The organism is Faecalibacterium sp. BIOML-A4 (assembly GCF_009679665.1).
Lineage (GTDB): Bacteria > Bacillota > Clostridia > Oscillospirales > Ruminococcaceae > Faecalibacterium > Faecalibacterium taiwanense.
On sequence record NZ_WKZG01000015.1, the window covers coordinates 25864 to 46428 of the forward strand.

Below are 20565 nucleotides of genomic sequence, written 5' to 3' on the forward strand. Positions count from 1 at the left end.
GTATGAGCGCACCGGTTTTTGATTTCAAGATCACATTCCGTCCCGGCTTTCAGGCCGACATGGACGCACGGTTCGCAAGGCTGCAGTTTGCCTTTTCACAGAAAGTGGTCGATGTTGTGGACAAATATGTGCCGCTGGAAACCGGCGCGCTGAAGAACAGCGTGAATCAGGCATCCAACTTTAAGGAAGGTCTGCTGGTGTACAATACGCCCTATGCCCGCAGGCAGTATTATCTGCATGAACGGGGCACCGACCTGCACGGCGCGAAGGGCGAAACGGAACGTCACCGCGGTTCCTACTGGGGACAAAACGCCATTGCCGACCACAAGGACGAGCTTGAAAAGTTCGCCCATGATGCCGCAAAGCAGTTTCTGGGAGGGAACAAATGAGCGAAACCGTAAAGCCCACCATTGCCGCCCTGCGGGCATGGCTCAAGACCTGCCCGCTGATCGCCGACGAGCAGGAAGCCACCGGCGCGGCTTTCCGCATTGCCGGACTGGAAGAAGAATCCACCGCCTTTTCCATCGAGGACAGCCCCGGTGATCCCATCATCACCGAGTACATCTCCGGCTGGGAAATGGCGAAGAATTACCTCTTTCTGTCTCGCGGTGAGTACAGCGAGATGGATTCCGTTAACATTCAGAACAGCGGCTTTTTCGAGCAGCTCACCGAGTGGGTCATGCGGCAGGATGCCCGGCACAACCTGCCCGACCTCTCGGCCTGCGGCGGGAATAAAACCCCCACCGGCATTGCCGTGACGAACAGCGGCTACATCGTCACAAACAGCGCGGGCAGCTGTAAGATGCAGCTGCAGATGCGCCTGACCTACTACATGCCAAAATGAAAGGAGTTTTGATATGACTGTATCCGAAGCCATTACCAAGTCCGGCATCACGCCCAGCGCGTCGTATACCGGCATTGAGACGGCGAACGATTTTGTGCTGGCGTTCCAGATCGAGAGCACCCAGACCAAGGAAAGCCAGTGGATCGTCTGCGCCGACCATGTGAAGGAGCATTCCGGCTCTCTGAACGCCACCACCGAGGATGCCCAGTACATCCGCACCGGCAACGTCACCGAAAAGACCGGCACCCAGCGCACCCTTGCCGTCAACGGTGACCGCTGCGTGGGCGATGCTTTTCAGGATTTTGTGCTGAGCCACAAGATTGTGTACGGTACCGGCAGCGATATCATTGTGCCATACATCTACTTCAGCCTGCGCACCGGCAAGGGCGAGAAAGGCAGCGCTGCCATCATCGTCACCAGCGACGTGGGCGGTGCAGCCGGTTCCAAGGCCACCTTTGCCTGCGACGTGAAGGCCATCGGCACGCCGGACGAGTTTGACTACACCCCCGCCACCCAGTCCGCTGAGCCTGCCAAGGCCGTCAAGGGCTGATTTTTTTTTCAAACACAGTCCCCGCTCCACACCGGAACGGGGATTTTTTATGCCGTGAACAAAGCTTATTCCTCCGGGGCAGAACCGGGGCACGGCTCAACTGAAAGGAGCCAGAACATGGTTATTTGTGGACAGGAATTTGAATTTTCCCTGATGAACGCCAACGACCTTGACCGCTTTGAGGACGCCAACGAGCGGATGCAGCGCAGGAGCGCCGAGGAAGCAGAGCAGTTCCAGCGCGGCGGCGTCCGTCTGGGCGACCATGCACGTGCACAGGCACGCATTGCCATGGACTGCATCGACGAGATCCTCGGTGCAGGCTCGTCCGACCGTCTGGGGCTTAACGAAAACTACATGGCACCCATCTATGACGTGATCGAGGAACTGGGCAATGCCTTTTCCGCTGAGAAGCAGCGCTATGCCGCAAAGCCTTCCCAGCCCATGAACCGGGAGCAGCGGCGCGCAGCGGCAAAGCAGCAGCGCAAGCAGAAACCCGTGTCCCGCAGCGAGGGTTTCCACCCGCAGGTGGCAAGCCGCCCGGCGCAGCAGCCTATCACCCAGACCAACACTTTCTGGCCGGACACGGAAATCGGGACCCGCCGCAAGACCGACCAGCTGATCGATGCCCGGCAGGCTGTGAATGCCCTGCGGGACGACCCCGATGCCATGCAGCAGCTGGCAGAGTACGCTCTGCAGCTGGCATCCGAGCGCCATGTCTGACCTGCTGCTGGACGCGCTGCCCACTCGGTGGCACGGACACGAGATCATCCCGGATTTTCGGCCCATGGTCTGGCTGGTCAACACCTATGTGCGCGGCCAGACAGGAGATGATCCCATCGGTTTTGCGGTCAGCGCCCTCTGGCGTTTTTACAAAGACCCACACTGTTTTCTGAACGACCCTCAGAAGATCATCGACGCCTACGGGTACATGATCGAGTTTTATAAGGCGGGCGAAAAAGCAGCCGAAAGCGCCGCGGCTGAAAGCAGTACCGCGCCCTCTTCCGGTCTTGCCTTCGACTACCAGTGTGATGCCGGTTACATCGTGGCGGCGTTCCAGCAGGCCTACGGCATCGACCTGACCCGCGAAAAGGTGCACTGGTTCCGGTTTCGTGCGCTGTTCGCGGCCCTGCCGGAAGATACCCTCATGGCAAAGATCATGAGCTGGCGCACCATGGACCTGTCCGAGTACGATGGCAGTATGCGTGCCCACTATGCCGACCTGCAGGAGCGCTTTGCCCTGCCTGCTGAGCTGAGAGGGGGTGCAGCCCGTGTCGTGTCCGTCGAAGAGCATGACGCTGCGTTCCTTGCGCGGTTCCGGCACTAGCCGCGCCCCGGTGCCCTGCCCATACTGCGGCCGGGCGCTGCCGGTGTGGGCAGAGCCGCACGCCACAGCTGCCGGTGTGTGGGTCAAATGCAAAAATCCCGCCTGTAAGCGGGAGGTAGAGATCAAGTTATAACAGCCTGTGCCCTTGTGCCCGCGCTCTTTTGGAATGGAGAGAGGTGGACACAGTGGCAGATTTCAGCATCACCGGCGAAGTAAGGCTGAACAGCGACCCGGCGGAAAAAAGCACCAGCAAGTGGACGGTAGCCGCCGGGCAGATGATCGCGGACTTTGCAAAACAGGCTTCGTCCAAGCTGGCCGAGGTGGTCAAAAGCGGTGTGGATTACAACGCCACCATGGAAAGCTACCTGACCAACTTTAAGGTCATGCTGGGCAGCGAGGAAGCCGCCGCCACAAAGCTTTCCGAAATTCGCAAAATGGCGGCATCCACGCCCTTCTCGCTGGATGACCTGACCAGCGGCACCCAGACCCTGCTGCAGTTCGGCATTGCGGCAGATGACACCACCGGCGTGCTGCAGCGGCTGGGTGATATCTCGCTGGGCAACGCCGAAAAGCTGCAGACCCTGACCCGCGCCTACGGCAAGATGTCCTCGGCGCAGAAGGTCACGCTGGAAAACGTCAACATGATGATCGATGCGGGTTTCAACCCGCTGAACCAGATCTGTGATGCCACCGGCGAGAGCATGTCCGACCTGTACAAGCGCATTTCGGACGGCAAGGTCAGCTTCAGCGAGCTGGAAGCAGCGGTGGAAGCCGCCACCAGTCAGGGCGGGCAGTTCTACAACGGTATGCTGGAAGCCAGCCAGACCTTCAACGGCAGGCTGTCCACCCTGACCGATAACACGAAGGCTCTGCTGGGGGCACTGTCCGATTCGCTCTATTCGTCGCTGTCCGACCTGCTTCCGGTCGCAAACGATGTTGTTCTGGAACTGACGGATGCATTCACAGAGGGCGGTGTCCCTGCCATGTTGGACACCGCTGCCGAGCTGTTGGACAATTTTGCCGACGGACTGATACAGAAGATACCCGATGCTGTATCTGCTGTTTCTGACCTTCTGACTGAGCTGCTTAATTATCTGGCAGATCATCAGGATGATATTTTTGACACCGGTGTCCAGCTGCTGGAAAATCTCATCATCGGTATCACGGACAGTCTGCCCAACCTCATTACATCAGCGGCCAACCTCATTGCACGGTTTGCTGCCGCGCTCATCTCACATCTGCCGGACATCCTCAAGTGCGGTGCAGCTATGCTGACCACGCTGGTGGACGGTATCATCCGCAGCATCGAAAATCTGGCCGAAGCAGCCCTCGCCTGCATCGCAAAGCTGGTGGGTGTCTGGGACGGAAACATGGACGAGTTCGGCCATATTGGTGAGAACATCGTTCAGGGCATCATCAACGGCATTGCAGGCGTGTGGGGCAAGCTCACCTCGTGGGTGTCCGGCCTGATTGCCAACCTCGTTGGAACGGCCAGCAATGCCGCCACCACCGGCATCGCGTCCGGCGCTGCTTCTGCGGTGGCATCAGCCTACAACGGCAAAGAAATGAACCGTGACCAGCGGCATCAGGACGCACTGGCAGGCAAGGGCATCAGCAACAAGAGCTGGACTGAGCGCCAGAACGAAGCAAAGGCCGCAGCGGCCGAAAGCCAGAAAGCCGCCTCCACCATCTCCCAGTCCGCAGGCAAAGCCGCATCTGCTGTCAGCACCTCCGGCAAAAAGGCCAGCGCCAGCACCAAAGCCGTCACTGCGTCCGTAGTCAAGTCCATCTCCGACACGACCACTACCGTGAAAGACGGCATCACCCGCACGGTGGAGACGGTCAACGAGACCCTTTCCAACGGCAAACAGCAGCAGAAACAGACCATCACCGAGACTTCCCGCCAGATGGTGGGCGGTGTGCTGAAGGACATCAAGACCGTCACCAGCATTGCCGCCGACGGCACCAAGACCGTCAAGCAGACCATGGAGACGGTGCGGGAGACCGCCAAGACAGTCACTTCAACCTTTGAGACGCTGGCAGACGGGGTCAAGACCACCACCCAGACCGTCACCGAGACCCTGACCGACGGCACCGAGACCCAGAAGCAGGTCATCACCGAGGTCTACGACGACATCGTGGACGGTGCCCTCGTGACCATCGAGCGGGTCAAGACCGTCGCGGCCGACGGCACCGTGCAGGTGGCTGAGCAGATCAAAAAGTCCAGCGCGGACACCTTCGACGGCCTGTGGAAGGAGATCCAGACCGAAGCAGACAGCGGCATACTTGGCACCTTCGATGACCTGTACACCGCCGTCAAGAATCAGGACTGGCTCTCCGTCGGCAAGTGGGTGGCAAACACCATCTACGGCGGTCTGACTGCCAACCAGAAGAAGCAGGTCGATGATTTTGCCCTTGGCATCGTGACTAAGCTCAACAAAGCGCTGGGCGGTGCCCGCGATCAGCTGGTGCAGGGAGCTATCGACCTTGGCGGGCAGATCGTGAACGGCCTGACCGGCGGCTTCTCTGAGGTCTGGCAGCAGGCGCAGGGCCTTGGCTCCACCCTGATGGAGATCTTCGGCGGGCTGAAAGCACCGCTGAGCGATGCGGCCCTTGCCATCAGTCAGGGCATGAAAGGCGGCCTGATCTCTGCATTCCCGGAGATTCTTGCGTCTTTGGGCAGTCTGATCGGGTCTATCGGCGGCGCGTTCGTAGCAATGCTGGATGCCATCGCTGCGGCGCTGTTCCCTACTGGCTTTGGCACTCCGCAGGCTCTGCTGATGATCGCAGCGGGCGTAGCCCTTGCTGCCGTCATCGCGGGCATCGTTGCCTCGATCGGCGGCTCTTTCAGTAAGAAAGGTTCGTCCGGGCGCGGCAGCTCTTCCGGCGGGTCCTCCGGCTCCGGCGGCATGGGCAGCGTGGATATCACCACCGGCACCGGCAGTCTGGAAGATGCCATCAACGCCAACACCAAGGCGCTAGAAAAGACCAACTCTGCCCTTGCCGACATGATCCGGCAGGCGGGGGCGCTGGTGCTTTCCGACAACATGCGCCTCGGCAGCACCGTGGCTGCGTCCGGCACCGCACAGGTGGTGTCCGCTGCCAACAGCTACCACCGCGAGGGCGACACTAACATCACCCAGAACTTTTACAACGGCCACGACACCGCAGCCGCACAGCAGCGGGAAGCCCGCTGGGAAGCCGACAAGGCCAAGGCCCGCAAACGATGAAAGGAGGACACTGTGCTATTTAAGGACCATCTCAAAATCGTGACTGATGCCGGTGCCGTCCTGCATCTGGGCTGGGACTACGATGCCCCCTACTTTCTCGACCCGCTGAACGGGGTGGATGTGGACCTGCAGACCGCGCAGGGTGTCAATCAGATTGGCGACACCGTGGAGGGTCAGAGCGTCTCCGGCGTGTCCCGCACCCTGTCGGTCGTGTTCTGGGCCAGGGATGCGTTGACCCGTGCAAGAGCTTTTACCAAAAAGCTGCCCTACTTCACCAAAGGCACCCTCTATTTTGGCGACCACTATTTCACCCGCTTCGTGCTGCAAAAATTGCCCTATTTTTCCAGCTACACGCCGGACCCGCGCTGTGAGCTGATGCTCTACAGCGAGAAACCCTATTGGTACGATCTGAACGCCGTCAGCAGCGTGCTGGGCGGGTACGAGCCCGCCTTCCGCTTTCCTGTCTGCTACGACAGCCACATCTACGGCATCAAGCGGGACGGCACGGCGGCAGTGCTGCGCAACGAGGGCAGCTTGCCGGTGCCCTTCACGGCCACCCTGCGGTGCGACATGCCGGTGACGCATCCCAAGGTGGTGGATCTGCAGACCGGGGCCTTCATCGGCTTTGACCTGACCCTGCAGCCGGACGAGACACTGGAGATCTACCGCAGCACCTCTGACCGGCTGGCCTGCACCCTGACCCGGGCAGGCGTGACCGAGAACATCTTTGCAAAGCTGGACGAGGACAGCACCCTCACCGAGCTGCAGCCCGGCGATAACATGCTGAGTATGCAGGCCGAGAACGGCTCCGGCTACCTGCAGGCATCCGTCAGCTTTTACCCGATGGAGGCGGGCATCCTGCCCGAACCGCTATGAGAATAGACGTTTTGGACGCAGAGACCCTTGCCCGCGTGGGCTGGGTAAAAGTATGGCACTCCCTCTACTGGGACAGCCCCTATTACTCCGAGGGCAGTTTTACCCTTGAGGTGCGGCCCACCGCCGAGAATCTGCAGCTTTTGCAGGAAGGGCGCTGGCTGGTGCGCAGCGACGAGAACCCCCGCATCCCCATGCGCATCTGCTCCCGCACCAACCAGAACGAGGACTCGAACCTTGTGGTGTCCGGCTACCCGGCCACGTGGCTGCTGACCAAGCGGGTGTCTGCGGTGAGCATCAAGAACCAGCCAGCGGAAGCCGCCATGCGCAGCCTTGTGAGCGCCGCTAAGCCGTGGCCCCGCCTTGGGCTGGGCACCGAGTACGGCTTTGACACCACCTTTGAAAAGCAGACCTCCGGCGGCACGGTGTTCGACTACTGCCAGACCATCGGGCAGGCCTGTGATCTGGGGTTCCGCATCGTGCTGGACGGCAAGGGCAGCAAGAAAAAGCTACTCTTCGAGTGTTTCCGGCCCACCTTCGACCCGAACCACAGATACAGCCCCCAGTGGGGCAATCTGCTGAATGCCGGGTGGAGCTTTGCCGACACCGACTACGCCAACGTGGCCCTTGTGCAGGGCGCTGGCGAAGGCGACGAGCGCGCCACCGTCTGGGTGGGCGATGTGAACGCCACCGGCTCCGACCGGCGGGAAATGTACGTCGATGCCCGTGACGTGCAGCCGGAGGACGGCGAGACCAGCACCAGCCAGAGCTATCTGGCAAAGCTGGCTGACCGGGGCGGCGAAAAGCTGCTGGCCCAGCTGCGCACCGGCAGCATCGAGTTTGACGTGGACGATGATACCCTGCAGGTGGGCGACGTGTTGAGCGCCAGCCTGCCCCAGCTGGGCTACACTGCCATGGTGCGCGTGGCCGACATCATCACCCAGAGCGAGGACAGCGGCACTACCCGCACCATCCGGCTGGGTACGCCCAGCTGGCACAAGACTTAGGAGGACTTTATGGCTGATATCATTACTTACCCCGAAAACGGCATTACCTACGATGCCGACGACGCTTCGGGTTACCTCGCCACCCGCCTGAGCGGCGTATACAGCGCTGAGGAGGATTTTGCTGTCACAGCACAGGGCGGCCTGAGCGTGCAGGTGAGCGCCGGTCAGGCATGGGTGCGCCCGGCACGGTTCAAGGGCCGCAGCATCATCATGGAGCAGCCCACCACCGTGGTGCTCACCGAAGCGGACCCTGTACGCAGCCGCATTGACCGTGTGGTTCTGCGCTACGATGCCGCCGCCAAAAAGACCCGCCTGCAGGTGCTGGAAGGTGTCCCGAATTCTGCCGGGCCTGCTGCCCCGGCCATCACCCGCACCGAGCTGATCTACGACCTCTGCCTTGCCGAGATCAAGCGCCCTGCAGGCTCCACCGCCGTTACCACCGCCGACATCTACGATACGCGCGCAGATGAGACCGTCTGCGGCGTGATGCGGGATGGTGTGCATGGCATCCCCACCGGCACGCTGGTGCAGCAGTGGAAGGCCGTGATCGAATCCATGAGGGGTGGCAGCTTTTATACCCGTGCCGAGGTGGATGCGCTGTTGAAAAGCTTGAAAAGCGTGGATCCTTTTCCCGTGGGCAGCATCTACCAGAGCACCGCACGTACAAGCCCTGCCGCACTGTTCGGCGGTACATGGCAGGAGATTGCGCAGAACCGGGTACTGATGGGTGCTGGCAGCGGCCACGCAGCGGGCACCACCGTGGAGGCCGGACTGCCGAACATCACAGGCTCTTTTGTCGCGGATGTAAAAATGGGTGAACATAAGGTATCCGGCGCATTCACTGCCGGCGACGTGATTGGAGTTACGGGCGAATACAGTAACTATTCTCAAGTATATAAGTTCAGTCTGGATGCTTCCAAGTCTAATGCCATCTACGGCCGCAGCTATACCGTGCAGCCCGCCGCCTACTATGTGCACATCTGGAAGCGCGTGGCATGAGAAAGGAGGTTTTGAGCGATGAAGATCATTGACGAGACCGGCGCGGTCGTGGAAAACCCCGACCTGACCCTTGGCTACCTGACCGCCAGCACCGAAGAGATCACCCACCCCGCCGTAGAGGGCGTGGAGGAACAGTGGCACTGGGAGACCGTGACCGAGTATCCAAACGGTGGCAAGGACGTGCAGAAGATCGTTGACCGTCCCGGCGTTCAGGCGCAGGAGGAATGGGTGGAACAGGTGCCCATCCAGAAGTACATCCGCTACACCGCCGAAGAGCTGGCCGCGCAGGAAGAAGCGCGCAAAAAGGCCGAAGCCCTGGAGAAGCTGCCGGACACGGTGGCGGCACTGCAAAAAGAAAACGAGATGCTCAAGCAATGCTTGCTTGAAATGAGCGAGATTGTTTATGCATAAAATCACACAAAAATTAGAAAGGTTGGTACGTATGATGGCGATGCTGTGGGCACAGGAAATTATGTCTGTTGAGACTATGGAGGAGGCAAAGGCTCTGTATGAGCGCTGCCCCCGCCTGCTGAAGGAGAAGGTGAAGGCAATTCTTATCAAGAGCGGCTTTGAGGAAATCGTACAGTAAGGAGCGGAGGACAAGGCAGATCAGGAGCTGAAAGAGAACGTGAAAATCGGGGCCTGACCCCGTGAAAGGACGTGATACATATGGCGATCAAACAGTACAGCCTGAAAACGGACGGCGCAAAGCAGCTCTCCCCCGCGTTCCGTGTGCGGGAGTTCCGCTGCCGCGACGGCACCGACACCATCCTCATTGACGAGGGCCTTGTGGTGCTGCTGCAGTGCATCCGGGAGCACTTCGGCAAGCCGGTGACCATCACCAGCGGCTACCGCACCGCCAGCCACAACACGAGGGTGGGCGGCTCCAGATCCAGCCAGCACCTGCTGGGTCGGGCCGCTGACATTCAGGTGCAGGACACCGACCCACTGGCTGTGGCCGCCTACGCCGAAAGCCTGATGCCCGGCTGGGGCGGCATTGGCCGCTACCCGGTCAAGGCAGGCCGGGCAAAGGGCTGGGTGCATGTAGACACCCGCCCGAACAAGAGCCGGTGGACGCTGTGAGGGGGTGAGACCAGTGGAAAGCATCATCTCAGCCATCCTTGCCGGTGCGGTGACCCTGATCGGTGTATTGATTGCCAACAGCCGCAGTCAGGCTGTGACCGCCACCAAGCTGGAAGAGCTGACCCGCGAGGTGCGGGAGCATAACAATTTTGCCCGCCGCGTCCCCATTTTGGAAGAGCAGATGAAGGTGGTCAACCACCGCATCGCTGATTTAGAAGCAGACGAACACGAAAGAGAAAGGAACTGACTATGAACGCACACACCTACAACGCCCCCACCATCTCCGCAGGCACCATTGCCCGCACCGCCTGCCTGCTGCTGGCCCTGACCAATCAGGTGCTGTCCGCACTGGGCAAACCCGTGCTGCCCATCGAGAGCCAGACCGTGGAGCAGCTGGTCACCGCTGGCATCACCACCGTTGCCGCGCTGGTCGCGTGGTGGAAGAACAACAGCTTCACCCCCGCAGCCCTTCAGGCAGACCAGACATACGACAAGCTGAAGGCACAGGGAAAGTAAGCCGCCCTGCCCAAAATAGCCATACATAGCAGCAGCCCCGGGGAGCCTGACGGTTCCTCGGGGCTGTTTTTGTTTGGCGTGTTTCGACGCTTTACGACGTATATCGACGTAATTGGTAAATTTTAAGTATTTTTCGGTTAGAGTTGACGCATAGAAAGGATGTGTCAACTATGATCGTTTCCGAATTGTCCACTCAGGTCAATGATTTGCTGCGCCCGATGGGCATCACACGCAATCTGAGCGCCTACAGTATCCTGTGCCAGTGTCTTGAGCTGGTCTGTGAGCAGGAAGACCGCCTGCAGGCCGTGGAGAAAGATATCTATACCCCTATCGCCGACCGCAGAAGATGTGAGCCAAAAGCGATTCAAAGCGCTGTCCGCCGGGCAGCTAAAGGTGCATGGCTCACAAACCCGGAGTATGTGCAGCAGCTGGCAGGCTATCCGCTGACCGGTGCGCCCAGCGCGGTGCAGTTCATTGAGATGTTGTATAATGCACTGGTGAGAGCAGTCTGAAAACTTAATAGTGTTACCAAAAACGTTACCATGACAAAGAAAAGAACGCCAATTCCTAACGAAATGGCGTTCTTTTTTCATGGTGGAGGCGATGGGAGTCGAACCCATGTCCGAAAAGAGTTCAGTGTAGGTATCTCCGGGTGCAGGCGATCTACAACATTCCCGCCGCGCCACGCCGATCGTCAGGCTAGCGCATTGGTAGCTTCATGAGTTCCTGCCGGTCCGCAAAGCTTAAGTCCGTTCAGGTGCTGTGTCTAAAGGACGCCCCGACCCCACACGACACAAGAGTGGGCGGAACGCGCAGCACTCAGGCTGCGAGCAACTGAGAATTGTTATTGTCAGTTAATTTTTTTGGAGGAGTTATAGAGCAGTTCCCCCACTGCTACCCGCTGCCCAGACCTCGCTCTCCCCGTCGAAACCTTTACGCCCCCTTATAAAGCACACCTTGCGGTGTGCAGAAAGCTTTGAAAAAGTTCCGCTTCAGGAAGCGGTCTGAAAAGATCAATAGTATTTGCCGTTGGACTTCATAGCACGGTCAATGGAACGCTTTGCATCGCGCTGGGCGGCATCGGCACGCTTATCGTAGAGCTTTTTGCCTTTGCAAAGGCCCACTTCCATTTTCACGCGGCCATGTTTGAAATAGAGCGAAAGCGGCACAAGGGTATATCCCTGCAGCTTGCACTGCTGATGCAGCCGCCGGATCTCACTTTTGTGTGCCAGCAGGCGCCGGACGCGCATCGGATCCTGATTGAACATGTTTCCGTGGTCGTAGGGACTGATATGCATTCCCTTTACCAGCAGTTCACCATCCTCAATATCGACCCAGCTGTCTTTCAGGTTGACCCCTCCGGCACGCAGGCTCTTGACCTCCGTACCTTTCAGCTCAACGCCGGTTTCCAGCGCTTCCAGAACGAAGTATTCATGGCGCGCTTCACGGTTTGTGGCAATGGTTTTTGTTGCCGGACGCTCCTTAGTGGGTGCCATTCCGCGCGCCTCCTTTCTCCATTGTGGTTTGTTGTATCAGTATACCATTTTTTTATGGTTTTGCAAGGGCTGTTTTTGAAGAAATTGTAAATTTTTCCCAATTCACAGCTCACCACGGCCAGAAAGTGCACGATACAAGGTGGTCTCGTCTGTGTACTCCAGACTTGCACCCACCGGCAGACCGTAGGCCAGACGTGTGGTCTTGATGCCCAGAGGCTTGATAAGCTTTGCCAGATACATGGCGGTGGCTTCACCCTCCACCGTGGGGTTCATGGCCATGATGACCTCTTTCACCTTGCCGTCGCCCAGGCGGGCCAGAAGTTCCTTGACGCACAGCTGTTCGGCAGTAATGCCGTCCATCGGGCTGAGCAGGCCGTGCAGCACATGGTACAAGCCGTGATACTCCCTTGTGCGTTCAAACGCCTGCACATCGCGGGGCGTTTCCACCACGCAGATCACAGAAGGATCGCGTTTTGCACTGGCACAGATGGGGCAGATATCCGCTTCTGTATAATTCTGGCAGATACGGCAGCGATGGAGCTTGGTGTGGGCACCCTGAATGGCTCCAGCCAGTGCGGCGGCATCTTCGTCCGACATGCTCAGCACCTGATACGCCATGCGGGTAGCGCCCTTGCGCCCGATCCCCGGAAACTTGCTGAATTCTTCGATCAGCTTTTCCAGCGGGGCAGCAGTATAGCCCATGTTCTTCCCTCCTGCCGGATCAGAGACCGGGGATGTTCATGCCGCCGGTCAGCTTGCCCATTTCAGCTTCGGCAGTTTCGTCCACCTGCTTGACGGTTGCGTTGATGGCAGCAGCCACCATATCTTCCAGCATTTCAACATCATCCGGGTCCACAGCCTCGGGCTTGATGTTGATGGACAGCACTTCGTGCTTGCCGTTCATCTTAACAGTGACCATCTCACCGGCAGCGCTGCCGGTGTACTCGGCAGCTTCCAGCTCGGCCTGTTTGGCTTTCATATCTTCCTGCATCTTCTGTGCCTGACGCATGAGGGCGTTCATATCGGGGCGGCCAAAGCCTGCGGGCATTCTTGCTTTCATAATCGTTTCTCCTTATTGATGCAATGTATTTTTATGATCTCGTTTTCCTTGCGGAATCCTCAATGGACACATCCAACCCCAGCTTTTCCAGTGCACGAAGCGACTGCTCTGCGTTGGAGACCGTTTTGCCAGCGCTCTTTGGTTCATAGGGACCAATGGGCACCGCCGTACCGGACACATCCTTGATCAGCTTTTTGATCAGGCGCTGGCTGTCCTTGTTGGCGCGGATAAAATCGCGGAAGGTCTTGCCGCCGTCGATCAGCACGCGGGTGCCATCAAAGTAAGCCTTGGACTTGCGCAGATAGGTGTAGAGCATGGGATCTTTTTCCTGCAGCTGCTGTACCACCTGCGGCCAGTACGGATACAGCGCAGTCCCTTCCTGCCCGGCATCCTGCGGCTTTTCCGGCACAGGCTTTGCAGCGGGCGTGGGTGCAGGTTTGGGCGGTTCTGGCTGCGGAACAGGTTCCAACTCTGCCGGCATGGGTGCAGCTGGCTGTGCGGCCTGCGCGGCAGGCTCGTCCCAAGGCAGCATTCCGGCCTGCTGCACGGGCGGTTCCTCCGGCAGCGGCGGCAGCTCTTCGGTCTGGACGGGTGAAGTCTGCTCTACAGATATTTCCGACGGCACGGAAGGTTCTGCCTTTACAGGTTTCGGTTCCGCTGCAGGCTGCACCACAGGGACGGACGGTATTGGCGGCTGGGGAGTCGGAGCGCTTGCAAAGGGCTGCACAGCAGTTGCCGAGGCAAACGGCTGCGGCGCTGCGGGTTGAGCTGCAGCACGGGGCGCGGCCTGCACAGGAACTGCCTGCGGCTGCTGGGGCGGTTCGGATAAGCCAAACAGTGCAAGTTCCAGCTCGATCCGCTGGTCGCTGCCGCGGGTCATATGTTCCAGCGCACTGCCCAGCGCACGGATGGCACGAATGGCCTCCCGCTGGCCCAGCTGCGGGCCTTTTTCCAGATACAAAGCCTCCTCCTCCGGCGAAACGCCGGACAGAAGGCTCTGCCCGCCCGGCAATGCTGCCAGCATCAAAGCACGATAATGCGCGATCAATTCCTCTGTCAGACGCTTGACATCCACAGACTGCTGGCGAAGCTGTGCCAGCTGGGCCAGTGCTGTGGCACCGTCCTGCGCTTCCAGTGCGTCCGAAATGCGGAACAGATAACTGCGGTCGGTCACACCTGCCATGCGGCGCACCACATCGGCATCGATTTTCGCCGTAACGCCTGCGCAGGTATCCAGAATGGACAACGCATCACGCAGTGCACCGTCGGCCAGACGGGCGATCAGTTCCGCACCGTCCGGCGAAAGCTCCAGCTTTTCCTCACCTGCAATGTATTCCACCCGGCGGGCGATATCCTCCGGCCCGATGCGGGTAAAATCGTACCGCTGGCAGCGGGAAAGAATGGTGGCGGGCACCTTCTGGATCTCAGTGGTTGCCAGAATAAAGATGACGTGGGCAGGCGGTTCTTCCAGCGTTTTGAGCAGCGCATTGAATGCCGCTGTGGACAGCATGTGCACCTCATCGATGATGTATACCTTATATTTACAGGCGCTGGGAGTGTAAGCTGTCTCGTCGCGCAGGTCGCGGATATCGTCCACACCGTTGTTGGACGCCGCATCCATCTCCACCACGTCCAGAATGCTGCCGTTATCGATGCCCTTGCAGATCTCACACTCGCCGCAGGGGTCTCCATTGACCGGATGCAGGCAGTTGACTGCCTTTGCAAAGATCTTGGCGCAGGTGGTTTTGCCGGTGCCGCGCACGCCGGTAAACAGGTAGGCATGGCCCACACGGTTTGCCGTGATCTGGTTTTTCAGCGCAGTAACAATGGCCCGCTGGCCTACCACATCCTCAAAACGCTGCGGTCTCCATTTGCGGTACAAGGCACGGTACATGGTTCTCTCCCCTTTCCTGCAAAATAAAAAGGACAGCGCTGACGGGGTTTTGTCCCCGCCTTGCGTAACTCGGCATACGGATGCAGGCTTACTGAAACGCACGAACGCACTGCTTAAGGCTGCTTGGTTCCCCACCTGACCTGGTTCACAGCGAATCCATCGTACAGGACCCGCATCCGTATGCCGAACCACGCAGCAGGCGCTGTCCGACACATCCTTCTGAATGCCAGAATATTGTACCATAAACGCAGGCAGATTGCAAGGGGTGGGAGGTATCATTTCACAGCCCACGCATGAAACGATCAAATAGGATAGCCCAACGTCAGAAAATGTGATGTTCTCTAAAATCCAAAAAGCGCAGTACATTCTCTGCGCTTTCGCGTTTTGTACTGCGCTTTGCTTTTATCCTGTTATTTTAACGGCATTGATTTTGCAGCAGCCCTTTTTTCTTACAATGCCACATCCAGTGCCATCATCAGCGCAAATCCCAGCACGATGCTTACAACACCGACAGGCTCGTCGCCCTCCACGGCCTGCGGGATCATCTCCTGTGCGGTCACGCACACCATACAGCCCGCCGCTGCGCTGAGCAGCCACGGCAGCGCAGTACTGACCCATTCGGCCAGAGCAAAGGCAAGCAATGCCCCCAACGGCTCTACCAGCCCGGAAGCCGCTCCCGCAAAAAACGCCTGACTGCGGGTGCGGCCGTTATGGGCCAGCGGCAGGCTGACTGCTGCACCTTCCGGGATATTCTGCAGGCCGATGCCAAGGCTCAGCGCCAGTGCACCGCTGATGGCATCCGGCTCCCCGGTCAATGCCAGTGCAGCGGCAAGGCCCGCCACCATACCCTCGGGCAGGTTGTGCAATGTTACAGCCAGCACCATACGTCCGCCGTGCCCGGCCCCGCCTGCCAGCAGCTGCCCGGCAAACTGTTCCACCTGCAAAAGGCCCACTGCGCCAAGCACAAGCCCCACTGCCGATGGGATCCATGCCGGAAGCGGCAAAGTCTGTCCGCGCTGGATAGCAGGCAGCAGCAGGCTCCACACACTGGCCGCCAGCATGATGCCCGCTGCCATGCCGCACAGGATGCGCTGCGTGCAGGGCCGCGACCGCCGCCGCAGCAAAAACACGCCTGCTGCCCCCAGTGTAGTGCACGCCGCCGGAAACAGCAGTACCCACGCAGTGAAAACGATCTGGTTCACGATACATTCCCCCTTTGCCCGGTGTATGTGCGCCGAAGCAAAAAGGTGCAGAAAAGCCCGTCACACAAAATACAGTGTGACGGGCTTTTCTGTCAGAATGCGATGGCATCTTCTTCGTTGCCAAAGGGCAGACCCGTAGCCGGATCGACCGGCGGCAGGCCAGTCTGCCCCATATCCGCCGCCTTTACGCTGCATACCACCGCATTGGCAAGCACATACTTCACCTTTGCGGTGGCAGCAGCGCCGATCTTATCATAGATGCGGCCTGCGCTGTAACAGTCGCCCAGCACGGTGTGAGTGCTGTTGGCCACATAACCCACCTTGCCCAGACCCGGCAGTTCTGCGCGGATGGCTTCGCGGTCAAAGTCATTCTCCGGCTCCTTGACCAGCTTTACCTTCTGGCCTACTGTAAACGGCTGAGTGCCGAAGCGGTAGTTGAGTCCGGTCAATGTAACATAGTACTTCATCTTTATTTCCTCCAAAACACATGTTTTATTTTCAGGGAGCCCGTTCATCCCCTGCTGTGTCTGTATTATCCACTTTTTATGTCCAATAAAAATCACTTTCAAATAACACTTGTCATTTTTTGATATTTTTGTTCAGGTTCGCTGCACAAAGTTTACCCTCTTTTCTTTCTCCGCAGGTCAACTGTCAGGTGACAAATGGCTCTTTTCCGTTTCCGGAGCCGCATCATCCTCACTTTTGCATTTCTTTATTTCTCTTTAGGGAACATGCATTCCCGTCTTGATTCAAGTGAACAAACAATGAAAGAAATTACAAAGTGATTACAACGCGGTAAAAAATTCTTTCCTGAGTCTCCCTGTGCTTCGATCAGTTTAACAAAAACTCTTTGACTTTTAGCGATAAATTATAACAAAATCGTAGATTATCATTGAAATCTCACTTCTTAGCCAAAAAAGCTCTTGATTTTTTCGCAAAAAAGACTAGAATATCCACTTGCAGAAAGGCACTTCCTGTAGGGCCTTCTGCAAAATACATTTGCGTATGGCAAGGAGATTTTAGATATGAAACTCAAGAATGTTTGTGTTGCTGTTGTTGCTCTGGCTCTGGCTGTTGGCATGACCGCTTGCGGCGGTTCTGCTTCCTCCACTGCTGCATCCTCTTCCGAGGCTGCTTCTACCAGCACTTCTGTTGCTGCTGAGGCCGAGGAGAGCGCTTCTTCCGCTGTTGCAGAGGAGAACGGTTCTTCTTCTGAGGCCGCTTCCAGCGAGGCTGCTTCTTCTGAGGCCGCTTCCAGTGAGGCTGCTTCCAGCGAAGCTGCTTCTTCCGTTGCAGCTTGATCGCACAGCGCCTAAATTCCAATAAAAGCTGAAGCCGGGCACAGGGAGCCATGAGTTTTCCTGTGCCCGGCTTTTTGTAGCAAAATGCGCCGGAAAGGTTTATTGGGAACCTCCCGGCGCATTTTTCAGAAGCTGTCATCAGAAGCAGGATGCCCCTCAGGCAGCGTGCAATGCTTATTCTTATATTTCCCAGAACAGGATCCCCAGTCCTGCAGAGAACAGGATCATCCCAATGGGCGATGGTGCTTTGCCCTTTTTCCGGCGGCAAAGGGCATGCAGCCCCCACAGCAGCAGGAACACCACAATGGAACGGAGATCCGGTGCAATGCCTGCCTTGTCCGCTGCAAACCCGGCCAGCGTAGAAAGCGCCATGTTGACAGCAGTTGCCAGGATCATCGCCACCACACAGGGACGAACGCCGCCAAGAACTGCATTGACACCGGCATATTTCATCAAATTCTGCAGCACCGATGCAATGAGCAGAATGATCACAAAAGACGGCAGCACCACACCCAGCGTGGCACACAGCGCGCCCCAGAAGCCGCCCTGTGAAGCACCGATGAAGGTGGCCATATTGATGGCCAGCGGGCCGGGTGTGGATTCCGACACGGCAATGAAGCTGAGAAATTCGCCTTCCGTCAGCCAGCCGTGTCCTAAGACCGTTTCCCGCACCAGCGAGATCATGCCGTAGCCGCCGCCGAAGGACAACGCACCGATCATGAGGAAATTCCAGAAAAGTTCTACATAGATCACGGCTTCTTCTCCCCCTTCCGCAGCTGCTGTACTGCATACACCAGCAGCCCGGCCGCACCGCTGAACAGGATGTAAAAAATGGAAGAGAATGACACTGCTGCAATGGAACAGCCCACCATCGCTGCCGCAACCGTGGTCAGGATGACAATATTGAAGACGCTGTGTTCCAGCTGCTTCAGCATTTTCAGTCCGGCGGAAAGGATCAGATAGATCACACACACCTGAATGCCGTGGAACGCACTTGCCACCACCGAAAGGCGGAGGAACTGGTCAAAGAACAGCGAGATCAGATAAATGACCGCGAAGGACGGAAGACATACCGCCACCGTGGACGCTGCCGCACCTGCCGTACCCTCGATCTTGTAGCCGATGTAGGTGGCACTGTTCACCGCCACCGGGCCGGGCGTAGACTCCGCAATTGCCACCATGTCCAGAAATTCTTCTTTTGTCACCCACTTTTTCTCTTCCACAAATTCATTCTGCAGCAAAGCCACCATGGCATAGCCGCCGCCAAACGTGAACGCACCAATTTTGAAAAACGTCCAGAAAAGCTCCTTTGTTTTCGACATAGCCTTCTCCTTTCTTGCGCCTTATTATATCATTTTTTGTTTTGATATGATATACTTTAATGGAATATGCTGTTTTCTTTGGAAAAAGCAGAAAGCTGTTTTCTTTGGAAAAAGCAGAAAAAGGAGTTTAGGATATGAAAACAAAATTTGGCATTGTAGGCTGCGGATTTCTGGGCGGCATTGTGGCCAACGCATGGAAGAACGGTCTGCTGCCGGACTATGAGCTGGTGGGCGTGACCAGCCGCACCCGTGCTTCGGCGGAAAAGACTGCCGAAACGGTGGGCTGTGCCGTGTGTGACGATGTGGATGCCCTGCTGGCGCTGGAGCCGGAGTACATCGTGGAGACCGCTTCGGTGGAGGCTGTGCGCGCCATGGCTGTGCCTGTACTGAAAAAAGGCGTGAATCTGGTCATTATTTCCATTGGTGCCTTTGCGGACCTTGATTTTTACGAGCAGGTCAAGGCCGCTGCCGTGGAGGGCGGTGCCAAGGTGCATCTGGCAAGCGGTGCCATTGGCGGCTTTGATGTGCTGCAGACCGTCACCCTGATGGCCGAGGCGCAGAAGCTGGCCGAGACGGCAGGCATTGAGACCCACACCGGAGCCAAGGGCTTCCGCAACACGCCGGTATGGGCCGACCACCTGCTGACCGATACCGAAAAGACCACTGTGTTCACCGGCAATGCCAAGCAGGCCATTGCCACCTTCCCCCGCCGCGTGAATGTGGCTGTTGCCACCTCGCTGGCCACCACCGGCCCGGAGATCACCGGCGTGACCATGCATTCCGTCCCCGGCTGGGTGGGCGACGACCACTGCATCACCGCCGAGATCGAGGGCGTGAAGGCCGTGGTGGATATCTGCTCTTCCACCAGCGCCATTGCCGGTTGGAGCGTAGTTGCCCTGCTGCGCAACCTCTCCTCCCCCGTATGCTTCTATTAAAGGAGGGCTTTGCAGATGTTCAACAAACTGGTGGCCATTGAGCCGGTCAGTCTGATCCCCTCCGCTGAGCAGGAACTGCATCAGTATGCAGAAGAGGTGACCCTGTACCGCGATATCCCGGCCAGCGATGACCAGATCGTGCGGCGTATCGGAGATGCCGATGCTGTACTTCTGAGCTACACCTCCCGCATGGGCAAAAATGTGATCGAGCGCTGCCCGAATATCCGTTACATCGGCATGTGCTGCAGCCTGTATTCTGAGGAAAGCGCCAATGTGGATATCGCCTACGCCCGCACCCGCGGCATCAAAGTGCTGGGCATCCGGGACTACGGCGACCGCGGCGTTGTGGAGTACGTCCTGCATGAGCTCACCGGCATCCTGCACGGTTTTGGGATGCCCATGCTGCGGGACGAGCCGGTGGAGATCACCGGGCTGAAGGTCGGCGTCATCGGGCTGGGTGTGTCCGGCAAAATGATCGCCGATGCACTGCAGTTCATGGGTGCCGACATTGCCTATTACAGCCGCACCCGCAAGCCGGATGCCGAAGCTGTGGGCATGGCCTATAAGCCGCTGGCACAGCTGCTGACCGAGAGCGAGGTGGTGCTCACCTGCCTGAACAAGAACGTACTGCTGTTGGGCAAGGACGAATTTGCACAGCTGGGCGCAGGCAAGGTGCTGTTCAACACCTCCATCGGCCCGGGCTTTGACTCTGCTGCTCTGGAACAGTGGCTTGCTCTGCCGGGCACCCACTTCTTCTGTGACACCCGTGCCGCTGCCGGCCCGGTGGGCGAAGACTTCTTTGCCCGTGAGAATGTGCATTGCGCGAATGTTTCTGCCGGACGCACCAAGCAGGCTTTTGTGCTGCTGAGCCAGAAGGTGCTTGCAAATATCCGCACTGCACTGGGAGAATGATATAAAAAGGAAACGCT

26 protein-coding genes and 2 other RNA genes are annotated in these 20565 nt (G+C 58.1%); 18 read left to right on the top strand and 10 right to left on the bottom strand.

Annotated elements, in window-relative coordinates:
- The first annotated feature begins 2 nt into the window (after window positions 1-2).
- The 15 genes from GKG34_RS10670 (at window position 3) to GKG34_RS10740 (ending at window position 10938) form a co-directional block, all read left to right on the top strand.
- Window positions 3-389 carry a minor capsid protein gene (locus GKG34_RS10670; RefSeq protein ID WP_173015248.1) on the top strand — a complete coding sequence of 129 codons (387 nt, stop codon included), beginning with the start codon at window positions 3-5 and terminating at the stop codon, window positions 387-389.
- Window positions 386-844 carry a hypothetical protein gene (locus GKG34_RS10675; RefSeq protein WP_154256190.1) on the top strand — a complete coding sequence of 153 codons (459 nt, stop codon included), beginning with the start codon at window positions 386-388 and terminating at the stop codon, window positions 842-844. The genes GKG34_RS10670 and GKG34_RS10675 overlap by 4 nt, the downstream gene beginning before the upstream one ends.
- 13 nt (window positions 845-857) lie before the next feature.
- Window positions 858-1394 (top strand): hypothetical protein, encoded by a 537-nt coding sequence (locus tag GKG34_RS10680; RefSeq protein ID WP_154256191.1) that lies wholly within the window; start codon window positions 858-860, stop codon window positions 1392-1394.
- 117 nt (window positions 1395-1511) lie between these two features.
- Complete coding sequence (locus tag GKG34_RS10685; protein WP_154256192.1) at window positions 1512-2114, top strand: hypothetical protein; 603 nt, start codon at window positions 1512-1514, stop codon at window positions 2112-2114.
- On the top strand, window positions 2107-2718 hold the full coding sequence (locus tag GKG34_RS10690; RefSeq protein ID WP_173015249.1) for a Gp15 family bacteriophage protein: 612 nt from the start codon (window positions 2107-2109) through the stop codon (window positions 2716-2718). The genes GKG34_RS10685 and GKG34_RS10690 overlap by 8 nt, the downstream gene beginning before the upstream one ends.
- Before the next feature lie 185 nt (window positions 2719-2903).
- On the top strand, window positions 2904-5948 hold the full coding sequence (locus tag GKG34_RS10695) for a tape measure protein (RefSeq protein ID WP_154256194.1): 3045 nt from the start codon (window positions 2904-2906) through the stop codon (window positions 5946-5948).
- Between the two features lie 12 nt (window positions 5949-5960).
- The gene (locus tag GKG34_RS10700; protein WP_154256195.1) at window positions 5961-6824 is read left to right on the top strand and encodes a hypothetical protein; all 864 of its coding nucleotides are present in this window, start codon (window positions 5961-5963) and stop codon (window positions 6822-6824) included.
- An 11-nt stretch (window positions 6825-6835) separates the two neighbouring features.
- Window positions 6836-7828 (top strand): siphovirus ReqiPepy6 Gp37-like family protein, encoded by a 993-nt coding sequence (locus tag GKG34_RS10705; RefSeq protein ID WP_243139244.1) that lies wholly within the window; start codon window positions 6836-6838, stop codon window positions 7826-7828.
- 9 nt (window positions 7829-7837) lie between these two features.
- Entirely contained in the window at window positions 7838-8827 is a 990-nt protein-coding gene (locus GKG34_RS10710) for a hypothetical protein (RefSeq protein WP_154256197.1), read from the top strand.
- An 18-nt stretch (window positions 8828-8845) separates the two neighbouring features.
- Window positions 8846-9238, top strand: coding sequence for a hypothetical protein (locus GKG34_RS10715; protein ID WP_154256198.1), 393 nt, complete (start codon window positions 8846-8848; stop codon window positions 9236-9238).
- A 31-nt stretch (window positions 9239-9269) separates the two neighbouring features.
- Entirely contained in the window at window positions 9270-9416 is a 147-nt protein-coding gene (locus GKG34_RS10720) for a hypothetical protein (RefSeq protein ID WP_243139245.1), read from the top strand.
- A gap of 80 nt (window positions 9417-9496) precedes the next feature.
- Window positions 9497-9910 (top strand): D-Ala-D-Ala carboxypeptidase family metallohydrolase, encoded by a 414-nt coding sequence (locus GKG34_RS10725; RefSeq protein ID WP_154256200.1) that lies wholly within the window; start codon window positions 9497-9499, stop codon window positions 9908-9910.
- Between the two features lie 13 nt (window positions 9911-9923).
- Window positions 9924-10157 (top strand): hypothetical protein, encoded by a 234-nt coding sequence (locus GKG34_RS10730; protein ID WP_347563455.1) that lies wholly within the window; start codon window positions 9924-9926, stop codon window positions 10155-10157.
- A gap of 2 nt (window positions 10158-10159) precedes the next feature.
- Entirely contained in the window at window positions 10160-10426 is a 267-nt protein-coding gene (locus GKG34_RS10735; RefSeq protein WP_097781834.1) for a phage holin, read from the top strand.
- A gap of 170 nt (window positions 10427-10596) precedes the next feature.
- A complete protein-coding gene (locus GKG34_RS10740; protein ID WP_120120044.1) occupies window positions 10597-10938 on the top strand; it encodes a sporulation initiation factor Spo0A C-terminal domain-containing protein in 342 nt (113 codons plus the stop codon).
- 80 nt (window positions 10939-11018) lie between these two features.
- Here GKG34_RS10740 and ssrA read toward each other — a convergent pair.
- The 8 genes from ssrA to GKG34_RS10780 form a co-directional block, all read right to left on the bottom strand.
- Window positions 11019-11369: a transfer-messenger RNA gene (gene ssrA, locus GKG34_RS10745) on the bottom strand.
- 70 nt (window positions 11370-11439) lie between these two features.
- A complete protein-coding gene (gene smpB / locus GKG34_RS10750) occupies window positions 11440-11922 on the bottom strand; it encodes an SsrA-binding protein SmpB (protein ID WP_005941729.1) in 483 nt (160 codons plus the stop codon).
- Window positions 11923-12024: 102 nt separating this feature from the next.
- On the bottom strand, window positions 12025-12624 hold the full coding sequence (gene recR / locus GKG34_RS10755) for a recombination mediator RecR (RefSeq protein WP_005941730.1): 600 nt from the start codon (window positions 12622-12624) through the stop codon (window positions 12025-12027).
- A 19-nt stretch (window positions 12625-12643) separates the two neighbouring features.
- On the bottom strand, window positions 12644-12982 hold the full coding sequence (locus GKG34_RS10760; RefSeq protein ID WP_005941731.1) for a YbaB/EbfC family nucleoid-associated protein: 339 nt from the start codon (window positions 12980-12982) through the stop codon (window positions 12644-12646).
- A gap of 31 nt (window positions 12983-13013) precedes the next feature.
- Entirely contained in the window at window positions 13014-14876 is a 1863-nt protein-coding gene (gene dnaX / locus GKG34_RS10765; RefSeq protein ID WP_005941732.1) for a DNA polymerase III subunit gamma/tau, read from the bottom strand.
- Between the two features lie 77 nt (window positions 14877-14953).
- Window positions 14954-15052, bottom strand: an RNA gene (gene ffs / locus GKG34_RS10770) — signal recognition particle sRNA small type.
- A 273-nt stretch (window positions 15053-15325) separates the two neighbouring features.
- Entirely contained in the window at window positions 15326-16078 is a 753-nt protein-coding gene (locus tag GKG34_RS10775; RefSeq protein ID WP_044953660.1) for a ZIP family metal transporter, read from the bottom strand.
- A gap of 92 nt (window positions 16079-16170) precedes the next feature.
- Window positions 16171-16545 (bottom strand): HIRAN domain-containing protein, encoded by a 375-nt coding sequence (locus GKG34_RS10780; protein WP_154256201.1) that lies wholly within the window; start codon window positions 16543-16545, stop codon window positions 16171-16173.
- Window positions 16546-17103: 558 nt separating this feature from the next.
- Between GKG34_RS10780 and GKG34_RS10785 the strand changes: the two genes are divergently transcribed.
- Window positions 17104-17379 carry a hypothetical protein gene (locus GKG34_RS10785; protein ID WP_044953661.1) on the top strand — a complete coding sequence of 92 codons (276 nt, stop codon included), beginning with the start codon at window positions 17104-17106 and terminating at the stop codon, window positions 17377-17379.
- 180 nt (window positions 17380-17559) lie between these two features.
- On the opposite strand, the gene GKG34_RS10790 is transcribed toward GKG34_RS10785, so the two are convergent.
- Together GKG34_RS10790 and GKG34_RS10795 are read right to left on the bottom strand one after the other, a co-directional pair.
- Window positions 17560-18132 (bottom strand): chromate transporter, encoded by a 573-nt coding sequence (locus GKG34_RS10790; RefSeq protein ID WP_294647462.1) that lies wholly within the window; start codon window positions 18130-18132, stop codon window positions 17560-17562.
- Window positions 18129-18701 (bottom strand): chromate transporter, encoded by a 573-nt coding sequence (locus GKG34_RS10795; protein WP_005941745.1) that lies wholly within the window; start codon window positions 18699-18701, stop codon window positions 18129-18131. The genes GKG34_RS10790 and GKG34_RS10795 overlap by 4 nt, the downstream gene beginning before the upstream one ends.
- Before the next feature lie 134 nt (window positions 18702-18835).
- Here GKG34_RS10795 and GKG34_RS10800 point away from each other — a divergent pair, with 134 nt between their 5' ends.
- Window positions 18836-19636, top strand: a complete 801-nt coding sequence (locus GKG34_RS10800) for an aspartate dehydrogenase domain-containing protein (protein ID WP_154256202.1) — start codon at window positions 18836-18838, stop codon at window positions 19634-19636.
- Between the two features lie 15 nt (window positions 19637-19651).
- The gene (locus GKG34_RS10805; RefSeq protein ID WP_154256203.1) at window positions 19652-20548 is read left to right on the top strand and encodes a D-isomer specific 2-hydroxyacid dehydrogenase family protein; all 897 of its coding nucleotides are present in this window, start codon (window positions 19652-19654) and stop codon (window positions 20546-20548) included.
- Window positions 20549-20565 lie beyond the last annotated feature (17 nt).